Source organism: Streptomyces sp. NPDC111744, assembly GCF_055634995.1.
Map to the genome: position 1 here is coordinate 23,041 of NZ_JBVKCG010000024.1, position 19,783 is coordinate 42,823.

At 68.9% G+C, this 19,783-nt stretch carries 14 protein-coding genes; 6 read left to right on the plus strand and 8 right to left on the minus strand.

Going from position 1 to position 19,783, the window contains the following annotated elements; translation table 11 throughout:
* Nucleotide 1 precedes the first annotated feature (1 nt).
* Nucleotides 2–751 carry an ABC transporter ATP-binding protein gene (locus ACZ7OO_RS36050; protein WP_471511514.1) on the minus strand — a complete coding sequence of 250 codons (750 nt, stop codon included), beginning with the start codon at nt 749–751 and terminating at the stop codon, nt 2–4.
* On the minus strand, nt 748–1,263 hold the full coding sequence (locus tag ACZ7OO_RS36055; protein ID WP_471511516.1) for a PadR family transcriptional regulator: 516 nt from the start codon (nt 1,261–1,263) through the stop codon (nt 748–750). The genes ACZ7OO_RS36050 and ACZ7OO_RS36055 overlap by 4 nt, the downstream gene beginning before the upstream one ends.
* Before the next feature lie 123 nt (nt 1,264–1,386).
* On the opposite strand from ACZ7OO_RS36055, the gene ACZ7OO_RS36060 reads away from it, so the two are divergent.
* From ACZ7OO_RS36060 to ACZ7OO_RS36080, 5 genes are all read left to right on the plus strand, one after another.
* Nucleotides 1,387–2,667 carry an ABC transporter substrate-binding protein gene (locus ACZ7OO_RS36060; protein WP_471511518.1) on the plus strand — a complete coding sequence of 427 codons (1,281 nt, stop codon included), beginning with the start codon at nt 1,387–1,389 and terminating at the stop codon, nt 2,665–2,667.
* A gap of 184 nt (nt 2,668–2,851) precedes the next feature.
* Entirely contained in the window at nt 2,852–4,468 is a 1,617-nt protein-coding gene (locus tag ACZ7OO_RS36065; RefSeq protein WP_471511632.1) for a glycoside hydrolase family 13 protein, read from the plus strand.
* Between the two features lie 38 nt (nt 4,469–4,506).
* Nucleotides 4,507–5,835 carry an ABC transporter substrate-binding protein gene (locus ACZ7OO_RS36070; RefSeq protein WP_471511520.1) on the plus strand — a complete coding sequence of 443 codons (1,329 nt, stop codon included), beginning with the start codon at nt 4,507–4,509 and terminating at the stop codon, nt 5,833–5,835.
* A gap of 6 nt (nt 5,836–5,841) precedes the next feature.
* The gene (locus ACZ7OO_RS36075; protein WP_471511522.1) at nt 5,842–7,206 is read left to right on the plus strand and encodes a carbohydrate ABC transporter permease; all 1,365 of its coding nucleotides are present in this window, start codon (nt 5,842–5,844) and stop codon (nt 7,204–7,206) included.
* Nucleotides 7,203–8,042, plus strand: a complete 840-nt coding sequence (locus ACZ7OO_RS36080; RefSeq protein WP_471511524.1) for a carbohydrate ABC transporter permease — start codon at nt 7,203–7,205, stop codon at nt 8,040–8,042. The genes ACZ7OO_RS36075 and ACZ7OO_RS36080 overlap by 4 nt, the downstream gene beginning before the upstream one ends.
* A 91-nt stretch (nt 8,043–8,133) precedes the next feature.
* Here ACZ7OO_RS36080 and ACZ7OO_RS36085 read toward each other — a convergent pair whose 3' ends face one another.
* From ACZ7OO_RS36085 to ACZ7OO_RS36105, 5 genes are all read right to left on the minus strand, one after another.
* Nucleotides 8,134–10,521 carry a WXG100 family type VII secretion target gene (locus ACZ7OO_RS36085; RefSeq protein ID WP_471511526.1) on the minus strand — a complete coding sequence of 796 codons (2,388 nt, stop codon included), beginning with the start codon at nt 10,519–10,521 and terminating at the stop codon, nt 8,134–8,136.
* 2 nt (nt 10,522–10,523) lie between these two features.
* Nucleotides 10,524–10,847 carry a hypothetical protein gene (locus ACZ7OO_RS36090; RefSeq protein WP_471511528.1) on the minus strand — a complete coding sequence of 108 codons (324 nt, stop codon included), beginning with the start codon at nt 10,845–10,847 and terminating at the stop codon, nt 10,524–10,526.
* A 1,036-nt stretch (nt 10,848–11,883) separates the two neighbouring features.
* Nucleotides 11,884–12,222 (minus strand): ricin-type beta-trefoil lectin domain protein, encoded by a 339-nt coding sequence (locus ACZ7OO_RS36095; protein ID WP_471511634.1) that lies wholly within the window; start codon nt 12,220–12,222, stop codon nt 11,884–11,886.
* Between the two features lie 1,855 nt (nt 12,223–14,077).
* Nucleotides 14,078–14,638, minus strand: a complete 561-nt coding sequence (locus ACZ7OO_RS36100) for a sigma-70 family RNA polymerase sigma factor (protein ID WP_471511530.1) — start codon at nt 14,636–14,638, stop codon at nt 14,078–14,080.
* Nucleotides 14,639–15,039: 401 nt separating this feature from the next.
* Nucleotides 15,040–17,868 (minus strand): AfsR/SARP family transcriptional regulator, encoded by a 2,829-nt coding sequence (locus ACZ7OO_RS36105; RefSeq protein ID WP_471511532.1) that lies wholly within the window; start codon nt 17,866–17,868, stop codon nt 15,040–15,042.
* 235 nt (nt 17,869–18,103) lie between these two features.
* On the opposite strand from ACZ7OO_RS36105, the gene ACZ7OO_RS36110 reads away from it, so the two are divergent.
* Nucleotides 18,104–18,796 carry a SpcZ gene (locus ACZ7OO_RS36110; protein ID WP_471511534.1) on the plus strand — a complete coding sequence of 231 codons (693 nt, stop codon included), beginning with the start codon at nt 18,104–18,106 and terminating at the stop codon, nt 18,794–18,796.
* A gap of 104 nt (nt 18,797–18,900) precedes the next feature.
* Here the strand turns inward: ACZ7OO_RS36110 and ACZ7OO_RS36115 are convergent, their stop codons facing one another.
* On the minus strand, nt 18,901–19,773 hold the full coding sequence (locus ACZ7OO_RS36115; protein ID WP_471511536.1) for a TauD/TfdA dioxygenase family protein: 873 nt from the start codon (nt 19,771–19,773) through the stop codon (nt 18,901–18,903).
* Nucleotides 19,774–19,783 lie beyond the last annotated feature (10 nt).

Below are 19,783 nucleotides of genomic sequence, written 5' to 3' on the forward strand. Positions count from 1 at the left end.
GTCAGTCCTTGAGCTTGAGCACTCCGGACGCCCCCGGTCGACGCGATGGCGTGCTGTCGAGCTCGGCGTCGTCGGCGATGCGCCCGTCGAAGAAGCTGATCACCCGGTCCGCGGCGCTGGCGAGCCGGGCGTCGTGGGTGACCAGGACGATGGTCTGCCCTCGCTGGTGGAAGCGTGACAGCAGCCGCATCACCTCGCGGGTGCCTTTGCTGTCGAGGCTGCCGGCGGGTTCGTCGGCCAGCAGCAGCGGGGGGTGGTTGACGAGGGCCCGGGCCAGTGCGACGCGTTGCTGCTCGCCGCCGGACAGCTCGCCCGGCAGGCTGCGTTCCTTGCCCGCGATGCCCAAATCGGCCAGGAGTTCCTCCCGCTCGGCCCGTGCGCGTCTTGGGGAGGTGCCGGCGAGGAGGGCGGGGAGTTCCACGTTGTCGGCGACCGACAGGTTGGAGACGAGGTTGAAGAACTGGAAGACGATGCCGATGCGCTTGCGGCGTTCGACCGCCCAGCGCGCCTCCCGCCAGGTGTCGGTGCACTCGCCGTCCAGCCAGAGGGATCCGCTGTCGGGCTGCTGCAGTCCGCCGAGCAGGTGCAGGAGGGTGGACTTCCCGGCTCCGGACGGGCCGGTGACGGCGACGAACTCGCCGTGGCGGACGTTCAGGTCGACGCCGCGGACAGCGTGTGCCGGGCCGCTCTCGCCGTAGTGCGTCCGTATCAGTTTCTCTGCGCGCAGCACGGGAGCGGGGCTGTCGCTCACTCCAGCTCCTCCAGCTCTTCCTGGCACCGTTCCAGCCAGTCGAGGTCGGCCTGGAGGTGCAGCATCGCGCCCTCGATCAGGAGGTGGGCGACGCGGTTGTCGCGGTCTTCGACGGCGGCCAGCTTGGACAGGTTGCGCATGGTGTTGAGGTACTGGCGCCGTTGTTTGTTGATGAGGGCGATCCGGTCGGCGAGGCCGGTCCCCGGGGCCAGCGCCAACTTCATGAAGAAGTCGTCCCGCACCCTCGGCTCGTCCTCGGGCCGTTCGAACCAGGCGCGCAGCTCTTCCTGCCCGGACTCGGTGAGGCGGTAGACCTTCTTGTTGGGCCGGCTGGACTGTTCGATGTCCTCGCCCTCGATGAGTCCCTGCTTCTCGAGGCGTCCGAGGGTCACGTAGATCTGGCCGACGTTCGGCTGAGGGTACGCGGAGCCCAGCAGTTGCTCAAGGCCCTGCTTGAGCTCGTAGCCGTGGGCGGGCCCGCGGGCAAGGAGGGCAAGGAGGGGCTGACGCACTACCGCGGTCCTCCTGTCCTCATAATGTGTCCCTGGCCTCTAGTATCGCCCATACCTAACGGGTATACATGGCCTTCGGCCGTGGCGATGATCCCAGGTGGGTACGTGTGCAGGGAGGAACCTATGCGGTGGATCAGAGCCGCGGGTAGGTGCCTCCTGGTCCTCGGCGTGGTGCTGACCGGGTGCGTCTCCGCGAACGAGGGTGAGACCGACGGTGGCGGGGGCAGCCGCGGGCCGCTGACGCTGGCCACCGCGGGGGACCTCACCGGGTATCTGGGCACGGTGCTCGACGGGTGGAACCGTACGCATCCCGGTGAGCGGGTCACGCTCGTCGAGCTGCCGGACTCCACCGACGAGACGTATGCGCAGATGGTCACCGACCTGCGCGGCGGCGACCGGAGCCGGTTCGACGTCCTGAACATCGACGTCAACTGGACCTCGGAGTTCGCGGCCGCGGGATGGATACGCCCGCTGGCCGAGGACCGTTTCCCGCTCAAGTCCTTCCTGAAGCCGGTCGTGGAGACGGCGAAGTACGACGGGCGGCTGTACGCGGTGCCCTACGTCACCAACGCCGGGCTGCTGCTGTACCGCAAGGACGTCCTCGCCAAGGAGGGTGTGCCGCCGCCGACGACCTGGGCGGAGCTGGAGCACGACGCGAAGACCATCGCGCCGAAGTACGGACTGGACGGCTACGCCGGCCAGTTCCTCCCCTACGAGGGCCTGACCGTGAACGCCGCCGAGGCGGTGTACTCGGCGGGCGGCACCATCCTGGGCGACGAGGGCGACGAGGGCGACCGTGTCACCGTGAATTCCTCGGCGGCCCGCGAGGGCATCGACTTCCTCGCGCGCGGCGTACGCGAGGGGTGGATACCCAAGGCGGCTCTCTCCTACAAGGAGGAGGAGTCCAAGCAGGCCTTCCAGGACGGCCGGCTGCTCTTCCTGCGCAACTGGTCCTACGTGTACTCCGTCGCGTCGGCGCCGGGTTCTCCGGTGGCCGGCAAGGTCGGCGCCGTACGGCTGCCCGGTCCCGAGGGGCCGGGGACCAGTGTGCTCGGCGGCTCCGATCTCGCGGTCAACACTCATGCCCGGCACCCGGATTCGGCTGCCCGGCTGATCGCGTACCTGACCAGTGAGCGGGTCCAGCGCCAGGTGCTCACGCTCGGCGCTCTGCCGCCGGTTCGGGCCGCTCTCTACACGGACCCGGACCTGGTCGAGCGGTTCCCCTATCTGCCCACCCTGCGCTCGAGCGTGCTCAGTGCCGCTCCGCGCCCCAAGAGCCCGCGCTATGACCAGGTCAGTCTGGTGGTGCAGGCGGTGGTGCACGACGCGATGACCGGGCACGAGTCGTCCGACGCGGCCGTTCGGCGGCTGGCCGAGGAACTCGCAGCCATTCCCGGGCGCTGACCCTTCTCTAGTTACATGTTAGATAACGCCAAGGTCTCGGCTCGACCTTGGGTGGACTGAATTATGCGCATTTAAAGGGCGGTTGCCCAGTGTACTGCGCTCATTTCATTGACACGCTCCAGACATGTCTACTTAACATGCATGCATAACCACTGGGCGCAAAGAGACAGGCACTGGGTTGAACATGCACCGCTGGTGGCGCGACGCTGTCATCTATCAGGTGTACGTCCGCAGCTTCCTCGACAGCACCGGAGACGGCATCGGCGACCTTGCCGGAGTCCGGGCCGGCCTGCCGTACCTGAAGAAGCTCGGCGTCGACGGGATCTGGCTGAGCCCCTTCTACCCCTCGCCGCAGCACGACCACGGCTACGACGTGGCCGACTACTGCGACGTCGACCCGACCTTCGGTGACCTCGCCGAGTTCGACCAGCTGATGGCCGCCGCCGGACGGCTCGGTATCCGGGTCCTCCTCGACATCGTCCCCAACCACTGCTCCTCCGAGCACCCGTGGTTCAAGGAGGCACTGGCCGCACAGCCCGGCAGCCCGGCCCGCGACCGCTTCCACTTCGCCGACGGCCGCGGTCCCGACGGATCCGAACCGCCCAACAACTGGCACGCCATGTTCGGCGGCCCGGCCTGGACCCGGGTCACCGAGGCGGACGGCCGCCCTGGCCAGTGGTACCTGCACATGTTCACGCCGGACCAGCCCGACTGGAACTGGCGCAACCCCGAGATCGGCGCCGAGTTCGACCGCGTGCTCCGCTTCTGGCTCGACCGGGGCGTCGACGGCTTCCGTATCGACGTCGCCGCCGGCCTCTTCAAGCACCCCGAGCTGCCCGACTCCCCGGACCCCGAAGCCGACGCCCGCACCCGCGACTCGGTCAACCCCCTCGCCTGGAACCAGCCCGAGGTGCACGACGTGTGGCGCCACTGGCGAGCGGTCTGCGAGGAGTACACCGCCCGCGACGGCTGCGAACGCCTCCTGGTCGGCGAGGTCTCCGTCCCCACCGCCCGCGAACACGCCCGCTACGTCCGCGGCGACGAGCTTCACCAGGCGTTCTTCTTCGACCTGCTCAGCGCGCCGTGGAGCGACGACGCCTTCCACAAGGTCATCTCCGACGCCATGCAGGACATCGCCGGCACCGGCTCCACGGTCACCTGGGTCCTCAACAACCATGACCAGGTCCGCACCGTCACCCGCTACGGCGAACCCACACCGGAAGGCAGCGGCCTCGGCCCCGCCCGGGCCCGGGCCGCCGCCCTGCTCATGCTCGCGCTGCCCGGATCCGCGTACATCTACCAGGGCGAGGAGCTCGGCCTGCCCGAGGTCATCGACCTGCCCGACGACGTGCTCACCGACCCGATCTTCCGGCGCACCGGCAGCCGGGACCGGGTCCGCGACGGCTGCCGGGTCCCACTGCCCTGGTCCGGTCAGGCGTCCCCCTTCGGCTTCACCTCCGGAACCGAGAGCGCCCGGCCCTGGCTGCCACAGCCCGACTACTTCGCCGAGTACGCCACCGACCGCGCCCTCGCCGACACCCGCTCCTTCTGGCACCTCTACCGCGACGGCCTGCAACTGCGCGCCACCTTGCCGCAGTTGGGCGAGGGTTCACTGCGCTGGCTGGACACCCAGCCCGGCGTCCTCGCCTTCGTCCGCGGCGACGGCCTCGTCTGCGCCGTCAACTTCGGCACCGCACCCGTGCCCGCGCCGGTCCCCCGCACCCCTCTTCTCGCCAGTGGCCCCTGCCCGACCGGGGTCCTCCCCGGATCGACCGCCGCCTGGTGGATCAACGACCTCTGATCATCCGGAAGTTACCAGCACTCGAAGGGACATCAACGATGATGCGACGACGTACGACCCTGCTCACGAGCTGCACCGCCCTCACCCTCGCGCTCGGCGCAACCGCCTGCGGCAACAGCGACCCCGTCTCCGCGGGCGGCGGTGACAAGGCGCTCAGCGGCCAGACCGTCACCGTGGCCGGTGTCTGGTCCGGCACCGAGCAGCAGAACTTTCAGAAGGTCCTCGACGCGTTCAGCGCCAAGACCGGCGCCAAGACGCAGTTCGTGTCCACCGGCGACAACGTCTCCACCGTCGTCGGCAGCAAGATCGAGGGCGGCAACGCGCCCGACGTCGTCATGGTCCCGCAGGTCGGCGTGCTCCAGCAGTTCGCGAAGCAGGGCTGGCTCACCCCCCTGTCGGCCACCACCCAGAAGTCCGTCGATGCCGGCTACGCCCCCGTGTGGAAGAAGTATGGCAGCGTCGACGGCACCCTCTACGGCCTCTACTTCAAGGCCGCCCACAAGTCGACGGTCTGGTACAGCCCCGATGCCTTCCAGCAGGCGGGCGTCAAGCCCCCGACCTCGTACGACGACATGCTCAAGGTCGGTCACACGATCTCCGACTCCGGCCTGTCCGCCTTCTCGGTCGCCGGACAGGACGGCTGGACCCTCACCGACTGGTTCGAGAACATCTACCTCTCCCAGGCCGGCCCCGAGAAGTACGACGCCCTCGCCACCCACAAGCTCAAGTGGACCGACGCCTCCGTGGTCAAGGCCCTCGACACCCTTGGCAAGCTCTTCAAGGACAAGGAGCTCGTCGCCGGCGGCCAGAAGGAGGCCCTCAACACCGACTTCCCGAGCTCGGTGGAGAAGGTCTTCGGCCCCAAGCCCGACGCCGGCATGGTCTACGAGGGCGACTTCGTCGCCGGCGTCGCCCACGACCAGTTCAAGAAGACCATCGGCAAGGACGCCGACTTCTTCCCCTTCCCCGCGGTCGACGGCGGCACCGCCCCGGTCGTCAGCGGCGGCGACGCCGCCGTCGTCCTCAAGGACGGCAAGAACGCCAAGGCCGGCATGAAGCTCCTCGAGTACCTGGCCACCCCCGAGGCGTCGGCCGTCTGGGCCAAGGCGGGCGGCTACCTGTCCCCGAACAAGAACCTCTCCCTCGACTCCTACAGCGACGTCGTCACCCGCGCCACCGCCAAGTCCCTCGTCGACGCCGGTGACTCCGTCCGCTTCGACATGTCCGACCAGGCCCCCGCGGCCTTCGGCGGCACCAAGGGCGCCGGCGAGTGGAAGCTCCTCCAGGACTTCCTGCGCGACCCGTCCGACCCCAAGGGCACCGCGGCCAAGCTGGAGACCGCCGCGGCCAAGGCCTACAAGGGCTGACGGACCATGACATCCACCCTGGTCAAGGAGACGGTGAGCCCACCGTCCGCCGGGCCCGCCGAACGTGCCCGCCGCTCGCGGCGGCGGGCACGCCTCGGCGCCGTGCTGTTCGTCTTCCCGGCGCTGCTCCTGCTCGGCGCCCTCGTCGTCTACCCCGTGCTGTTCTCCGTCGGCCGCAGCTTCTTCGACGCCTCCGGCACCCGCTTCGTCGGCGCCGACAACTACACCGAGATGTTCCGCGACCCGGCGACCCTCAAGGCGGTACGGAACACGGCCATCTGGGTCGTGGTCGCGCCGACCCTGCTGACCGGTCTCGGTCTCGTTCTGGCCGTCCTGGTGGAGAAGGTTCGCTGGGCGACCGCGTTCAAGCTGCTGCTGTTCATGCCCATGGCCGTCTCGTTCCTGGCCGCCGGCATCATCTTCCGGCTCGCCTACGACGAGGACCCCTCCAAGGGCGTGCTCAACGCCGCCGTCGTCAGCGTCCACGACGCGTTCAAGCACACCTCCGCCTATCCGACCGCGAGGGCCCGCGACGGCCACGGGCTGACCGTGAGCCCCGACGGGTCCTACCGCACGAGCGACCGCGTGTCGCCTGGCACGTCCGTGGACTTCGGGATGGTCGGCATCGCCCCCGCCGATGTCCCCGGTGAGGCACGACCCGCCTACCCGGCCGCCCATCGGACGGCCGGGGCCGACGAGGTCGGCGGAGTCGTCTACCTGGACTTCACCCCCGGCTGGGGAGGGGAGCAGGGCAAGGTCGACCGCAGGGAGAGCGGACTGCCCGGAATGCGGGTCGAGGCGGTCGACGCCGACGGCAGGACGGCTGCGAGCACCACCACGGCCGCGGACGGCTCCTTCCACTTCACCGGCCTCAAGTCCGCCGGCTACACGGTCGAGCTGCCCGCCTCCAACTTCGCCCAGCCCTACCAGGGCGTGTCCTGGCTCGGCCCGGCCCTCGTCACGCCGGCCATCATCGGCGCGTACCTGTGGATCTGGACCGGTTTCGCCATGGTCCTGATCGGAGCCGGTCTCGCGGCCCTGCCGCGGGACGCGCTGGAGGCGGCACGGATGGACGGCGCCAACGAATGGCAGATCTTCCGGCGGATCACGGTGCCGCTGCTGGCCCCCGTGCTGACCGTGGTCTTCGTGACCCTCGTCATCAACGTGATGAAGGTCTTCGACCTCGTCTACATCATCGCGCCGGGTCCGGTGCAGGAGGACGCGACCGTCCTCGCCACACAGATGTGGCTGGTGTCGTTCGGCGGTGGCAACAACCAGGGTCTGGGAAGCGCGCTGGGCGTGCTCCTGCTGCTGCTGGTCATCCCGGCCATGGCCTTCAACGTCCGCCGCTTCCGAAGGAGTCAGCGATGAACGCGATCCGGCGCGGGCTGGGCAACAGCCTGGTGCAGGCCTTCCTCGTGGTGACCGGCCTGGTCTGGCTCACCCCGCTCGCGGGTCTTCTGGTGTCGTCGCTGCGCTCCGCCCAGGACACCGCGAAGGGCGGCTGGTGGACGGCGCTCTCCAGCCCCGGCCAGCTGTCCTTCGACAACTACACGGCGCTGCTGAAGAACTCCGGCATGACGCAGTCGCTGTGGAACACGGTGCTCATCTCGGTGCCGGCGACGTTCCTGGTCGTGGTCATCGCGGCACTCGCCGGCTACGCCTTCGCCTGGCTCGACTTCCCGGGCCGGGACGGCATCTTCCTCGTGGTCGTCGCGCTCTTGGTGGTCCCGGTCCAGATCGGCCTCCTGCCGGTCGCGAAACTCTTCGGCGAACTGGGCCTGTTCGGCACCATCCCCGGAGTCGTGCTGTTCCACGTCGCCTACGGCCTGCCCTTCGCGGTGTTCCTCCTGCGCAACTACTTCGCCGAGATGCCGAAGGAGATGCTCGAGGCGGCCCGCATGGACGGGGGCACCGAGTGGCGCATCTTCGTCCAGCTGGTCCTGCCGGTGGGCCGCCCGGCCATCGCTAGCCTCGCCATCTTCCAGTTCCTGTGGGTGTGGAACGACATGCTGGTGGCGCTGCTCTTCGCGGACAGCTCCTCACAGCCGCTGACCGTGCAACTCCAGTCGCAGATCCGCCAGTTCGGCAGCAACATCGACGTCCTGGCGCCCGGCGCGTTCGTGTCCCTGGTGGTCCCGCTGGTGGTGTTCTTCGCCTTCCAGCGGCACTTCGTGCAGGGGGTCATGGCGGGCTCCGTGAAGTGAGGCACCCCGGTGCACCCGGTGCGGGTGGGCAGCTTGTGAAGCTGCCCACCCGCATTTCCGTCTGCCCGTCGGACCTGGCTCACCCGGATCCCTACTGGCTGTTTGGCCGAGTTATTTCCGTTGGCGTGGTCTGTCCCGAGGCGCCGTTCACGACGGCCTCCTTGGCGGTCAAGTACATCGAGTAGTAGGACCAGGCCACGGGTGTCCCCGAGAACAGCCAGTGCAGAACCGAAGGTGAGCCCGGCTGCTCGCTTCGATAGCCGAATCGTTCACCGACCGGCAGATAATGGAACAACGAATGCCTTACGCCTCCGAGAACGCCGCCGAGAACTTGAAGGCCGAACTGTTGCGCAGTCACCTGCTGATCGGCATTGTGTATGTGATTTATCGCGGCATTGGTCTGAAGATTCCCGACAAGGATATTGAAACCTTCCTTCGCCCCCGCATGAACCGACTCGCCCAGAGTCTTCGGCTCGAACGGCTTGTGCGTTTCGGGCAGCTTCGCAGGATCAGGAACTCTGAAAACATCCGTCCTGATACTGGGGGGCGGAGACAGTATTTCCGCCATGCGCAAGGCGTCCGCGTTCACGTCCGGAAGTGCGGTGACATCGACCTGCGTCTCATGCACCGGAGCAGGGCGCTCAGGCGTGTGCGGTGGGGATGGGGGTGCGGGATCAGGCGAGTGCGCGCCGGGGTGTGCTTCTGCAGCGGGGGTTTCGGGGCGGGGTGCTTCCGGGGTGCTCTCCGGTCGGAGGGTCCGGGCCGGGTCTGCTTCGGGCATGGCGGCATCGTGGGCCGGCGCGCCGGGATTTGCTTCTGCGGCGGGCGGTGTCTCCGCAGCGGGGCTTTCGGGGCGGGGTGCTTCCGGGGGGCTCTCCGGTCGGAGGGTCCGGGCCGGGTCTGCTTCGGGCATGGCGGCATCGTGGGCCGGCGCGCCGGGATTTGTTTCTGCCGCGGGGGATGCCTCGACCCGGGGTCGTTCGGTAAGGGGGGTCTCAGGGGTGTCTTCTGGCCGGGAGCCTCGGGCCGCGTCCGCTTCGGGTACGACGTCGCGGACCGGCGCGCCGGAGGACGGTGCCTTCGCAACGTGATTCTCGGGAAGGGACACTTCCGAGGTGCGACCCGGCCCGACGGGTCGGGTGATGTCGGGACCGCCGCGGTATGACAGCGAGGCTTCGTCGCCGGGCCGGACGATGTGGATCGACCTGGCGGAGTCGCCATCGCTGAACGTGGGGAACTCCTGCGGTGCGCCGGGGTCGGATGCGGAACGAGTTCTGCTCGCCCCTGAGCCGGGAGCCTCTCGCAGACTTGGTGCAGCCGCCTTGCGCACCGTGGCGTTGTCGGCGAGACCCGTTGTCGAGGTGACGGACCCGTTCCCCTCGGCCCCCACCGGTACACGCTGCTCACCGGCGACGGGCTCCGACTCCAGGCGTACATCGCGGAGCCCCGCTGCCGGGTCGGCACCGGCTGTCCGGGCGCCGGGCGCCGCATGTGTGTCCGCCGATTCCGCATCGCTGTGGACTGTCCGTGCCGCCGCGTGATCCGAATCTTGGGCAGAAGGGCTCTCGCTCCTGGCCTCACCGCGGGCACCGAGGAAAAGGTCGGCTGGGTCTGTGGAGACAGCACCCTCGGTTTCGGCAGCCGCGCTGTCCACGGCCAGCGAGCCCTCCGTGCCCACGTCCGACCCCGCGCTCCTGCCCGCTCGTGCCGACGTCTCCTCGGCAGCACCCTTGAATATTCTTCCGAATTTTACGGATTCCAGCGCGGACTCGATCAGGTTGTTGCCTATGTCCATTCCGAAGAACAATGCGGTCTGCCACGCATTGTCAGCCCACGCGACGTCTCGGCCGCTCAACGCCGGCGTTATCGCTTCGGCCAGATAGAAGTTGACATAAGCGCGCGCATAGTCGGGGAACTCGGTGATGACCTTTTCGGCTCCCCTGCCGATCATCGTGCCGATCTTCTCGCCGACCTTTCCAGCGGCGCTGCCCACCTCTTTGGCCCACTCCGCGAAGTCGCCAAGCATTGCTCGGAACCGTGCCAGAAGTTCGACGATCCGCTCGATCAGCGGTGCCACACGAGCCCAAATGAGGTTTGCAATACCCGCCAGAAGCCAGCTCAGAAGGAGGCCGATGGCCAGTATCTCAAGTATTTCAAGGGCGATGCCGATGATTTCCTTGACGATTTCCCAAGTGCGGTCCGCGTGATGGTCCACCTGATTCGCCGTGTCCTGCAGGCTGTTGGCCGTGTCCTCGGCCAGCTTGGAGTGCTCTTGCCACGCGGATGAGAAGGCTTCGTAGTCGGCTCCCGACCACGAGGAGGACCCCACATCCGTGGCGAGCTGGGCGTGCACAGCTCGGACATGGTCCGCCTGTTGCTGGAGCTCCTCGGCGTGCTCGCGAAGCCCGTCCGGATCACCTATCTCCCGGAGGACGTTGGTGAGCCACTCGGCAATGGCCCCGTTGATGTCCACGCTCACGGTCAGTTCCCAGGCGAAAAGCTACGTGCCGCGCTGGTGTTGGAGTCCTCCACCGATGCATACATTTTGGAACCGACCCTCAGCATGTCGCGAGTCTGTCCTGAAAGTGCGGCGAGCCGCTGGCATGATTTGGCCATCTGCTCTCTCGCGGCTGCGTATGCCTCGGTTGCTGAAGTGGCAGCCTGTCCGCGGCCGAAAGGTGAGCTTCCTGCAGAGAATCCGGCGTTGAAGCGATTTCCTGCCGCTTGCAGATCGACCGCTCCGGAGTGAAAAGACTTTGCCAGCCTGTCCAGGTTCTCGGTCTGCACAGTGAAATCATGACTCATGGCGGAACTCCTCCTAAGCGACAGGATGGGTTTTGCCAACCTGTGAGACGCCGAGAACTGCGCAGGACGACTGGTTCGCAGCTCCTGTGCGGTGTCTCCTCGGAATTCTTTAGGACTGGGGTCGGTGGCCTATCCCTCCTCGATGATAGTGCGAAGAATTACACTGTTCGTTTCGGCCTTGTTACTGATTTCTGACCGGGTAATTGCCGTGCGGGTCGCACAACACACAGGGCTCCCGTGCCGCTGGGGGAGATGTGCGAAGTCTCGACCCATCAGCACGGAAGCCCTGTTGCTTCCTTGGCCTGCCGCGCTCGACCTCCCGCGCGCGGTCACACGCCGCCGCCACGGGGTGGACGTCAACTCCCCGTCCGTGAGCGGGGGCGCCGCGGTGCCCCGTCTATCCGACGCTGTACCAGGAATCGCAGTGCAGGAACCAGGACCTGATGCCCGAATCCCCCCACGTCTGGTAGCAGGCCCGGACGTCAGTCGGTTTTGCGGGCAGATTGTAGGCGGCGGACGGAGTCCAAGGATTTACCATTCCCTCGGTCCCGTCCGAGTACCTGACGTAGGCGACGGGATGCCCGTCAGGGTTGTAGACCCACAACCAACTGGCGGCCCCGTTTCCTGGGGCGGTGTCCACCTGGACCTGAGTCCCACCGTATTCAATGGCCAGCTTCGCGGCAGAAGCCGGCTGCATGGCGGCTACCGCCGCCAAAGCGACGGTGGTCCCGACGACAGACACCCTACGGGCGAGCTTCCGGTATCTCACGAGATCTCCTCCTGGAACCGCAGGCATCGCCCTTGCCTGCTGGGCGTAAAGCAGGGGTGGATGAATTTTGAGGAAATCATTGGCTGGGTCCGCCGGGCGCGTCAACGCAGGAGCGGGATGTGCGGAAAATCAGGCAACGGGACTGCCCTGATTCTCCTGGCGGACCTCGGCGGCAGCCCAGCGAGGCCCCCTGTCCGACCGGAGCCTCTGTACGTCCCCCTCGCTCACCGCCGAGGCCCGTCGATCCGGGCGGGGGCCGACTGGGGGTTATGCGGTGGACCACTTCTGGTTGTCCGTCCCGGCGCAGGACCACAACTGGAGACGGGTACCGTCCGCCGTCCCGTTGTCCCGGACATCGGTGCACTTGTCCGCCAGGCCGCTGACCAGGTCGTTGCGGGAGTTCAGCGTGAACTCCTGCTGGGAACCGCCGCTGCAGCGCGCCAGTTCCAGGTCTGTCCCGTCGTCGGTCGAACCGCCCGCGGGCTGCACGCACATCCCGAGCCCGCGCAGGGAGCCGTCCGATGCGAACACCCAATGCTGGGAGGCGGCGTTCTGCGAACAGCTTGAGATCATGAGTCGCGCCCCCCGCACGGCCTCGCCCCCCACGACGTCGATGCAGCGCCCCGAAGAGTGGCTGACCAACTGCGCGCCGGACGGCTGAACTCGCGCACGCGCCTTTGTCCCGGTGGAGCTTGACGCCGTAGCGGTCGGACTTCCTACGGAGCTGCCGTGGGGCGAGCTTTTCGTGGCCCTCGTGACCGGACCGTCCTTGTCCGTCCCATCGGCAGAAGCGCCGGTGGTGAGCGTTGGCGGCACGTCGAGGCCTTCGACGCTCGCATCCTCACTCACGGTGTTGGACGACCTATTGGTGTGATCATCATGATGACCGCCGGCAAGTGCCAGGGTCGCGATGACGCCGCCCGCCGCCAGCAGCCCCACCACGCCGACGACTCCGAAGGCGTCACGCGATCCCGCCCGCCGGGTACCGCCGCCGGAATGTGCCTCTGCCGATCGCTGCCCGGTGGCATTCCCGTCGGACGTGTGGGGTGCCTCGTTGACCCCAGGCCGATCGAACGGGCGCGCAGGGGAACGGCTGACGCCCCCTCGCGACCCCAGCGAAGAGTACTGGGCGAGCCTGGGCACGGCGGCACCCGGGCGCCGGGTGGGCTCGACGGCTTCATGAGCACTCGCATCGCTGTCGTTTCGGGCCTGTACGTCGTCGCGCTTGACGGGCTCGGCGCTGCCAGGGACTCGCACCGGGAGATCACCGGTCGGCCGAGGCGGACCTGGTCGCTTCATGCTTTCCTTTCCAGCGGGATGCGCGCTTCCTCACACAAGCACCGGTGGCCACGCGGCTCGGGTTCACGCAAGGGACATGTGGTCTGGGACTCGGGCGAGTCGCCCGCGGTGGCTGCCGTTCCCTCTCAGGTCCTCGCCGTGAGGCGACGCACCAGCAGGTACGGCTGGACGGGCGGACCGGCGGCTGATGGCCGGTCGCGAAGGAAGACGAGGCGAGATGGTACCCGGTCCGTGACCGCACCCCCGAGCCCGAAGGGTGACCCCTGAGATCCGGCAGGGCGGCCTCGGCCCGCGGACGGCTGAGCGGGTTCGGACGTCGGGTCGCTTCGGTCGCTGGCGCTGGTGGGGTGACCGGTGAGGAATCGGTCGTCCGGCCTGGGTCCGGAGCGGCTTGAGTCTTTCGGATGCTTCGGGTGCGGAGGTGCGGAGAGGGGCATGGGAAGAGGCGGTGACTGGTTGCGTAGCTCCGTTGTCGCCGGATGAAGGCCCAGTTCAGAGGGCCTTTTGGAGCCCCGGAGCGACCGAAGCGACTCAAGGTTCGGGTAGGTGTGGTCAATCGGGGGCGATGGAGGCTTCCGACGGGTGGGTGCCTCTTTGGGCAACCTGGTCGAAGTTCGCTTGCCGAGCGCCGGCGACGGCTGAAATGCTCGTCGAGCCGATCCCCAGCATCGATCATCGCTGTGGACAGGCAGGCGAAGGAACTGGTTGATCTCGATCAGTTGTCTGTGGGACCCCGGGCCGGAACGCGTGTTCCATGGGCAGACCCGAGGTGATGCAGACCGCCGTGTGCTTCAGGCTCGGAAGCCGGTCGATCTATGGGGCCGGGCTTGCGAATCTGATGAGCTCCCACCTGTTGCGTCCCGACGGTGGTGGGGTGCAGGTGGCCGTCTCCCACTTCCGAGAGGTGGTCACCTCCAGACTCCGCGCCTGTACGACGGGTTCCAACTGGTCGCCGCCCGCGGTGAGGTGCCGGTCGCGACCGGTCCTCGTCCGGTCAACGGCGCGCCCGATGAGCCGCGTTGAGATGCCGAACCCTCCTTCTCTCGGCTGTCAGCGCTGTTGATGGTGGGCTCTGTCTCATGCGTCCCCCCGCGTCGAGGCAGAGCCCACCTCGACTCCGCCCGAGGCAAGACGGAGCATGTTCTCGCACTCCGAGGCCTGGTCATGCGGCTGTCGCGCGGTCCGGTGTTTCGACGGCCGCTCTCGCCCGGGCCCGGTTGCGTAGCTGGCGCAGGGCGTAGTGCTGCCGGGATTTGACCGTGCCGGCGGGGACGCCCAGGATTCGGGCGGTCTCGTGCACGGTCTTGTCCTGCAGGTAGGTGTGGACCAGGACTTCCCGGTGCTCGTGCGAGAGGTGTCGTAGCAGAGTGATGGCGTCGACGGAGGCCGCAGTCGTGTCGGCGTGGTCGTTCTGAGTCGCGCCCTGGTGTTCCGCGCCCACCGCCTCGTGGCGGAAAAGGGCGCTGCGGATGCGGTCGATGGCCAGGTTGCGGGCCACGGTGAGCAGCCAGCCGCGCATCGAACCCTCGTTGGCACACAACCGGTCGGCGTGGTGCCAGGCGCGTATCAGGGTCTCCTGCACGATGTCCTCCGCCGTATGGCGGTCACGCAGCATGCGCTCGAGGTAGGTGAGCAAGGGTTTGGCGTGGTCGGCCGCCAGCACCCTGAGGAGGTGCTCGCCGTGTGCTCCCTGTGGTCCGGTCGGAGCAGTTGCGCAAGTCATGTCGATCCCGTGGAGGCAAGGTTCTGCCCGTCTTGGTTGCTCGCACGAGCGATCACGGCCGGGAGACGGCCGGGAGGGTGCGGGATCGCCGAAGGACGGGGCAAGGCGGTGCGCCGGCCGAACCGGATGTGGCGGTTCACGGCCGACGGGCACGGCGTATGTCGTGCCTGCTTCGGCGAAGTTCCTGCCGAGGAACCAACGCGTGCGGGGATCGTAGGCAGGCACCGCAGCCGGAAACCTGACGGATTTCTGACGCGGGACATGCCGAACGGACGGTCGGCTCCGGAAGGCTGCCGTCCCGTCCTGTGTCTACCGCAGCCGTCGGCCGGACACGAGTGTGCGTGGCGTGCACTGCGTCACAGTGCCTCCGTGTGATACACGGAGCCGCCTCGCCAGAAGGTTCACTCGATCTCGAGAAGCCTGGCACGGACACCCTCGGCGGCGGGGTGGCCGATGTGTTCCAGGATCTCCAGGGCCTGCCCCAGCGACCGGCCCGCGCTGTCCGGCCGCCCGAGTGCGAGGTGGGTGTCGGCGATGTGGATGAGGGTGTCGGCCTCCAGGTAGGAGTCCCGGATCCGGCGGTACAGGTCCAGCGCGTGCCGGAAGCTGTCGAGGGCCCGGTCGTGGTTGCCCAGTTGGTGGTGGGCGACGCCCAGGCTGTCCCACGCCGCGGCCTCGCCGTTGGGGTCGCCGGTCTCCTGGTGGATCGCGAGCGCACGGCTGCACTCGTCGATCGCCTTGCCGTACTCTCCCATCAGCAGATACGTCCAGCCGACCTCGTTGTGCACATTCGCTTCGCCGTTGAGGTGCCCGGCCGAGTGGTACAGCTCCTGGGCCAGCCGGTAGTGGTCCAGCGCGTCGGCGTGCCGGCCGTGCCGATTGGCGACGAACGCCCCGTAGCGGTGGACGCGGGCCTGTCCGTGGGCGTCGCCGAGTTCCTCGAACAACTGCAGGGCCCGCTCGAGGTGTTCGCCCGCACCCTCCCACTGTTCGAGCCGGCTGAGGGCGAAGCCGAGAGCCCGGTGCCCGTGTGCCTGGCCCAGCAGATCGCCGCCACGCTGCGCCGCGGTGATGGCGGTGGTCTGTACGGTCCGCTGCTGCTGCCAGCGTCCGTTGCGGTCCAGGTACAGCTCGAGGACCGCGGCCAGTTGCCAGCTGAAGGTGCCGTCGCCGCGGCGGCCGTCCTGTTCGACGGCGGCCAGCAGCACCGGTCGTTCGCGTTCGAACCAGTCGGCCGCGGCCCGCTGGTCGGGGAACCGTTCGGGCAGGGTGTGGACCGCCGGGCGGCGCAGGGTGATCCGTTCCCGGTGTGGTGCGAGGACGGCCTCCGCGGTGTGGGCGCTGTGCAGGTAGTGGTCGAGCACCCGGGTGGCTGCCGTGGCCGCGTCGTCGGGGGTGTCGACTTCGTCGACGAGTTCCGCGGCGTAGGCGCGCAGCAGGCTGTGGGAGGAGAAGCGTCCAGGTTTGTTCTCGAACAGCAGGTGGGCTCGGACGAGTTCGGTGAGATGGGGCCGTACCTGCCGTGGGCGGGTGGCGGTCAGGCTGGCCGCGGCGGCCACGGAGCAGTCGGGGCCGGGGTGCAGGGCCAGCAGACGGAAGAGCCGGGCCGCCTCCGGGGTCAGGGCCTGGTACGACCAGGAGAAGACGCAGCGTGCGTCGGCGAGCGGCGGCTCCCCGGTGAAGGCGTCGAGGCTGCCGTGGCTCGCCCGCAGCTCGTCGGCGATGGCGGCCAGGGGGTAGCCCGGGTTCAGCGCGGCCCGGGCGCTCACGATGGCCAGCGCCAGCGGAAGCCGCTCGCAGAGGCTGATGATCTCCGCGACCGCGTGCTCCTCGCGGTCGACCCGCTCCGTGCCGAGCCGGCGGGCGAGCAGCGCGCGGGCCTCGTTCTCGTCGAGCGGGCCCAGGGTGACCGGGTGGGCGCCCTCGACGGCCATGAGCCCCTGGAGCTGGTGGCGGCTGGTGACGACGGCCAGGCAGCCGGGCGGGGCGGGCAACAGCGGGCGCACCTGCTCGGAGTCGCGGGCGTTGTCCAGCACGACCAGGACGCGCCGCCCGGCCAGGAGGCCGCGGTACGTCGCGGCCTGCGCGTCCAGTGCCGGGGGGATATCACCCACGGGCACGCCGAAGGCGTCGAGCAGGGCGCGCAACGCTTCGGCTCCCCTCATCGCCACCCCGCTCAGGTGGAAGCCGCGCAGGTCGACATAGACCTGCCCGTCCGGGAAGCGGGGGGCGAGGCGGTTGGCCCAGTGCACGGCGAGGGTGGTCTTGCCGACGCCGGCCATACCGCTGAGGACGACGGCCTGGGCGGGTTCATCGGGACCGGGCACCAGGCTGTCCAGATGCTCCAGCTCGGCGCCCCGGCCGGTGAAGGCGCCCAGGCTCCGGGGCAGTTGCGCGGGGTACACCCGATCCGCGGAGGTTACCGGGGAGGGTTCCGGGCCGCCGGTCGCGGGCGGCGCCGCCCTGGGCGCATGCGACTGCTCCAGGGCGCGGCGCTGTGCCTCCCGCAGCTCGGGACCGGGTTCCAGGCCGATCTCGTCGGCGATACGCGCCCGGACGACCTGGTAGGTCTCCAGCGCCTCGGCCTGGCGGCCAGCGGAGGTGAGGACCTCGATGAGACGGGCCTGCAGCGCCTCGTCAAAAGGGTGATGGGACGCCGCCTGGCGCAGCGTGACCAGGACGCGTTCGGTCAGCGCGGCGCCCGCCGTGGGCACGTACGCGGCGGCATCCTTCACGGCGACGACGTGCTCGTCGTCGATGGCGGTGAAGACCGGCAGGGTGCGCACTTCAGGGGTGATGCCGGATGCCGCGGGGCCGCGCCACAGGTCCAGGGCCTCGACGAGCAGTTCCACGGCCTTCACCCGGTCGCCCTGCTGCGCCGAGCTGTGCGCGTCCTCGCGCAGTGTGCGGAACCGCAGCAGGTCCAGTTCGTCCCCGGCTGTGAGGAGGCCGTAGCCGCCGGAGGCGCGCACCAGACGCCTCGAAGCTGTTCCCGAGCTCAGACCGGGTTCGAGCAGCTTGCGCAGTGCTGCGACATGGCGGTGGATCACGTTGACCGCGGTGGCCGGGGGGTCCTCGTGCCACAGGGCGTCCACGATCCCGTGCAGGGGCACAGGTTGACCGGCGTGGGCCAGTAGCAGGGCCAGCAGGGCCCGCTGCTTGGGAGGGCCCAGTCTGACGTCGCTGGTTCCCTGCCAGACCCGGACGGGTCCAAGGATCTGAAAACGCATGGCCGGCCGATTCTATTTGCCGAAGGGCGCCGGGCACGTATGCGGCGCATCTCGGTGTGCGGAGTGTGAGGCGGAGGGCAGGTGGACACCGGGGCCGGACGACGGCACCAGGGTGGGGCTCGCTTCGATTTCCGTACCCGTAGACGGTGGATTCCGTAATCTCCGGGACGAAAGAATGCGCCATCGGATGATTCTTCTGGTCCCCCCGCCGGGGCCATGTGCCCCGGAGGCTGTGATGTCGACCCGATCGCGTATCTCACCGGACGCCGTTGAAACGACGGCGGCACCCGACTGGACCGTCCAGATCGCCGAAGTGCTCGACGATGCGAGGGACTCGTGCGAGGGGCCGGCGCGTCCGGCCGCGGAAGTGCCGTTCGTCGCCGTGCATCTGTGGCATGCCGGTGCGGTGGCGGACCTGATCGACGAGGCGGTCGCCCGCCGGGGCGGGGACCCGGCCCCGCACGCGGCGCTGAGGGCAACGCACGAACGCGCGGCGGCGGGCGAGGCGTTCGGTGAGGACGCCTGGTCGGCGGTGCTGGAACCCGCGCTGCGGGAGGTGTACCGGCTGGCCTACCCCCGTGCGCAGGCGCACACCCGGGCTGCCGCGGCGGCCTCTTCCTTCGCGCTCTCGCGCGGCTGGGCCGAGAAGGACGCCGAGGACTACGGCGAGACCTATGCGCGGATGAACACCGAGGTGAGCCAGCGGGTGCACGCGGAGGCCAACACCATCGCCAACACGGTCGCCCACGCTCTCGCGTTCGCCACCGGAGAGGCGGAGGACTACGCGCGCGCCTGGCCGTTCGCCCTGGTGCAGGCGTGGATCGCCGCGTACGCGGGAGGGGACGGGACCGGCGGCCCGGCCGGCCGGGAGGCCCGGACGCGGCTGCGGGACGGTCTCGCCGACGCGGTACGGCGCGCAGCCGCCTGAGCGTGCACGGGTGATACGGCCCGGCCACCGCGCGGGCGGAAGACGACTGGGGTGTGGCGCCCGGACCGCACGGCCCGGGCGCCACACCCCGCTTCGCCCTTCCGTCAGCCCTTGACGGGACCGCCGTTGATGGCGACGCGCCGGCCGTAGCGGGCGTAGGGGTAGTAGTCGTAGACCGCGTGGTGCTGCACGCAGCGGTTGTCCCAGAAGACCAGGGTGCCCGGGGTCCAGCGGACGCGCAGGTGCAGGATCGGCCGGCCGGCGACGGTGTCGAAGAGCATGTCGAGCAGGGCCCGGCTCTCCTGTTCGGACAGCTGCGGGATGCGGCTGGTGTAGGCCTTGTTGACGTACAGCAGCTTGCGGTCGGTCTCGGGGTGCCGGGCGACGAGCGGGTGCTCGCTCTTGGGGATGACGTAGTCCGCGGGCGGCGTGTAGCCCGCCAGGGCCTGTGCGCCGTCGTGTATCGCGGTCAGGGGGTCCAGCAGGGAGCGCATGGCCGGCGAGAGCATCTCGTAGGCCAGGTGCATGTTGGCGAACAGGGTGTCGCCACCGGAGCCCGGCTCGGGGATCTCCGTGATGTACAGCATCGATCCCAGTGAGGGTTCGGCGTCGGCGGTGCCGTCGGCGTGCCAGCCGTTGCCCGCCACGTTCGCCGCGGCGAACGCCGTGCGGATCTCCAGGACGTACGGGTCGCCCTCCGGCGGCGGCGGGTTGACCGCACGCAGCTCACCGAAGGCCGAGGCGAAACGCTTGTGATCGTCGACGGTGATGGTCTGGTCGCGGAGGACGAGGACGTGGTGATCGCGGAACGCGGTGCGGATCTCGTCCAGTTGCCCGTCCGGTATCTCCTGCGACAGGTCCACGCCGGAGACCTCCGCGCCCAGTACCGGGGTGAGCCGTTCGACCGACAGGGTGCGGTAGTCGTGCACGGGACGCGTGGTCACCGCTTCCAGTGCTGCGCGCTCGTATGACTCCATGACGTCCTTC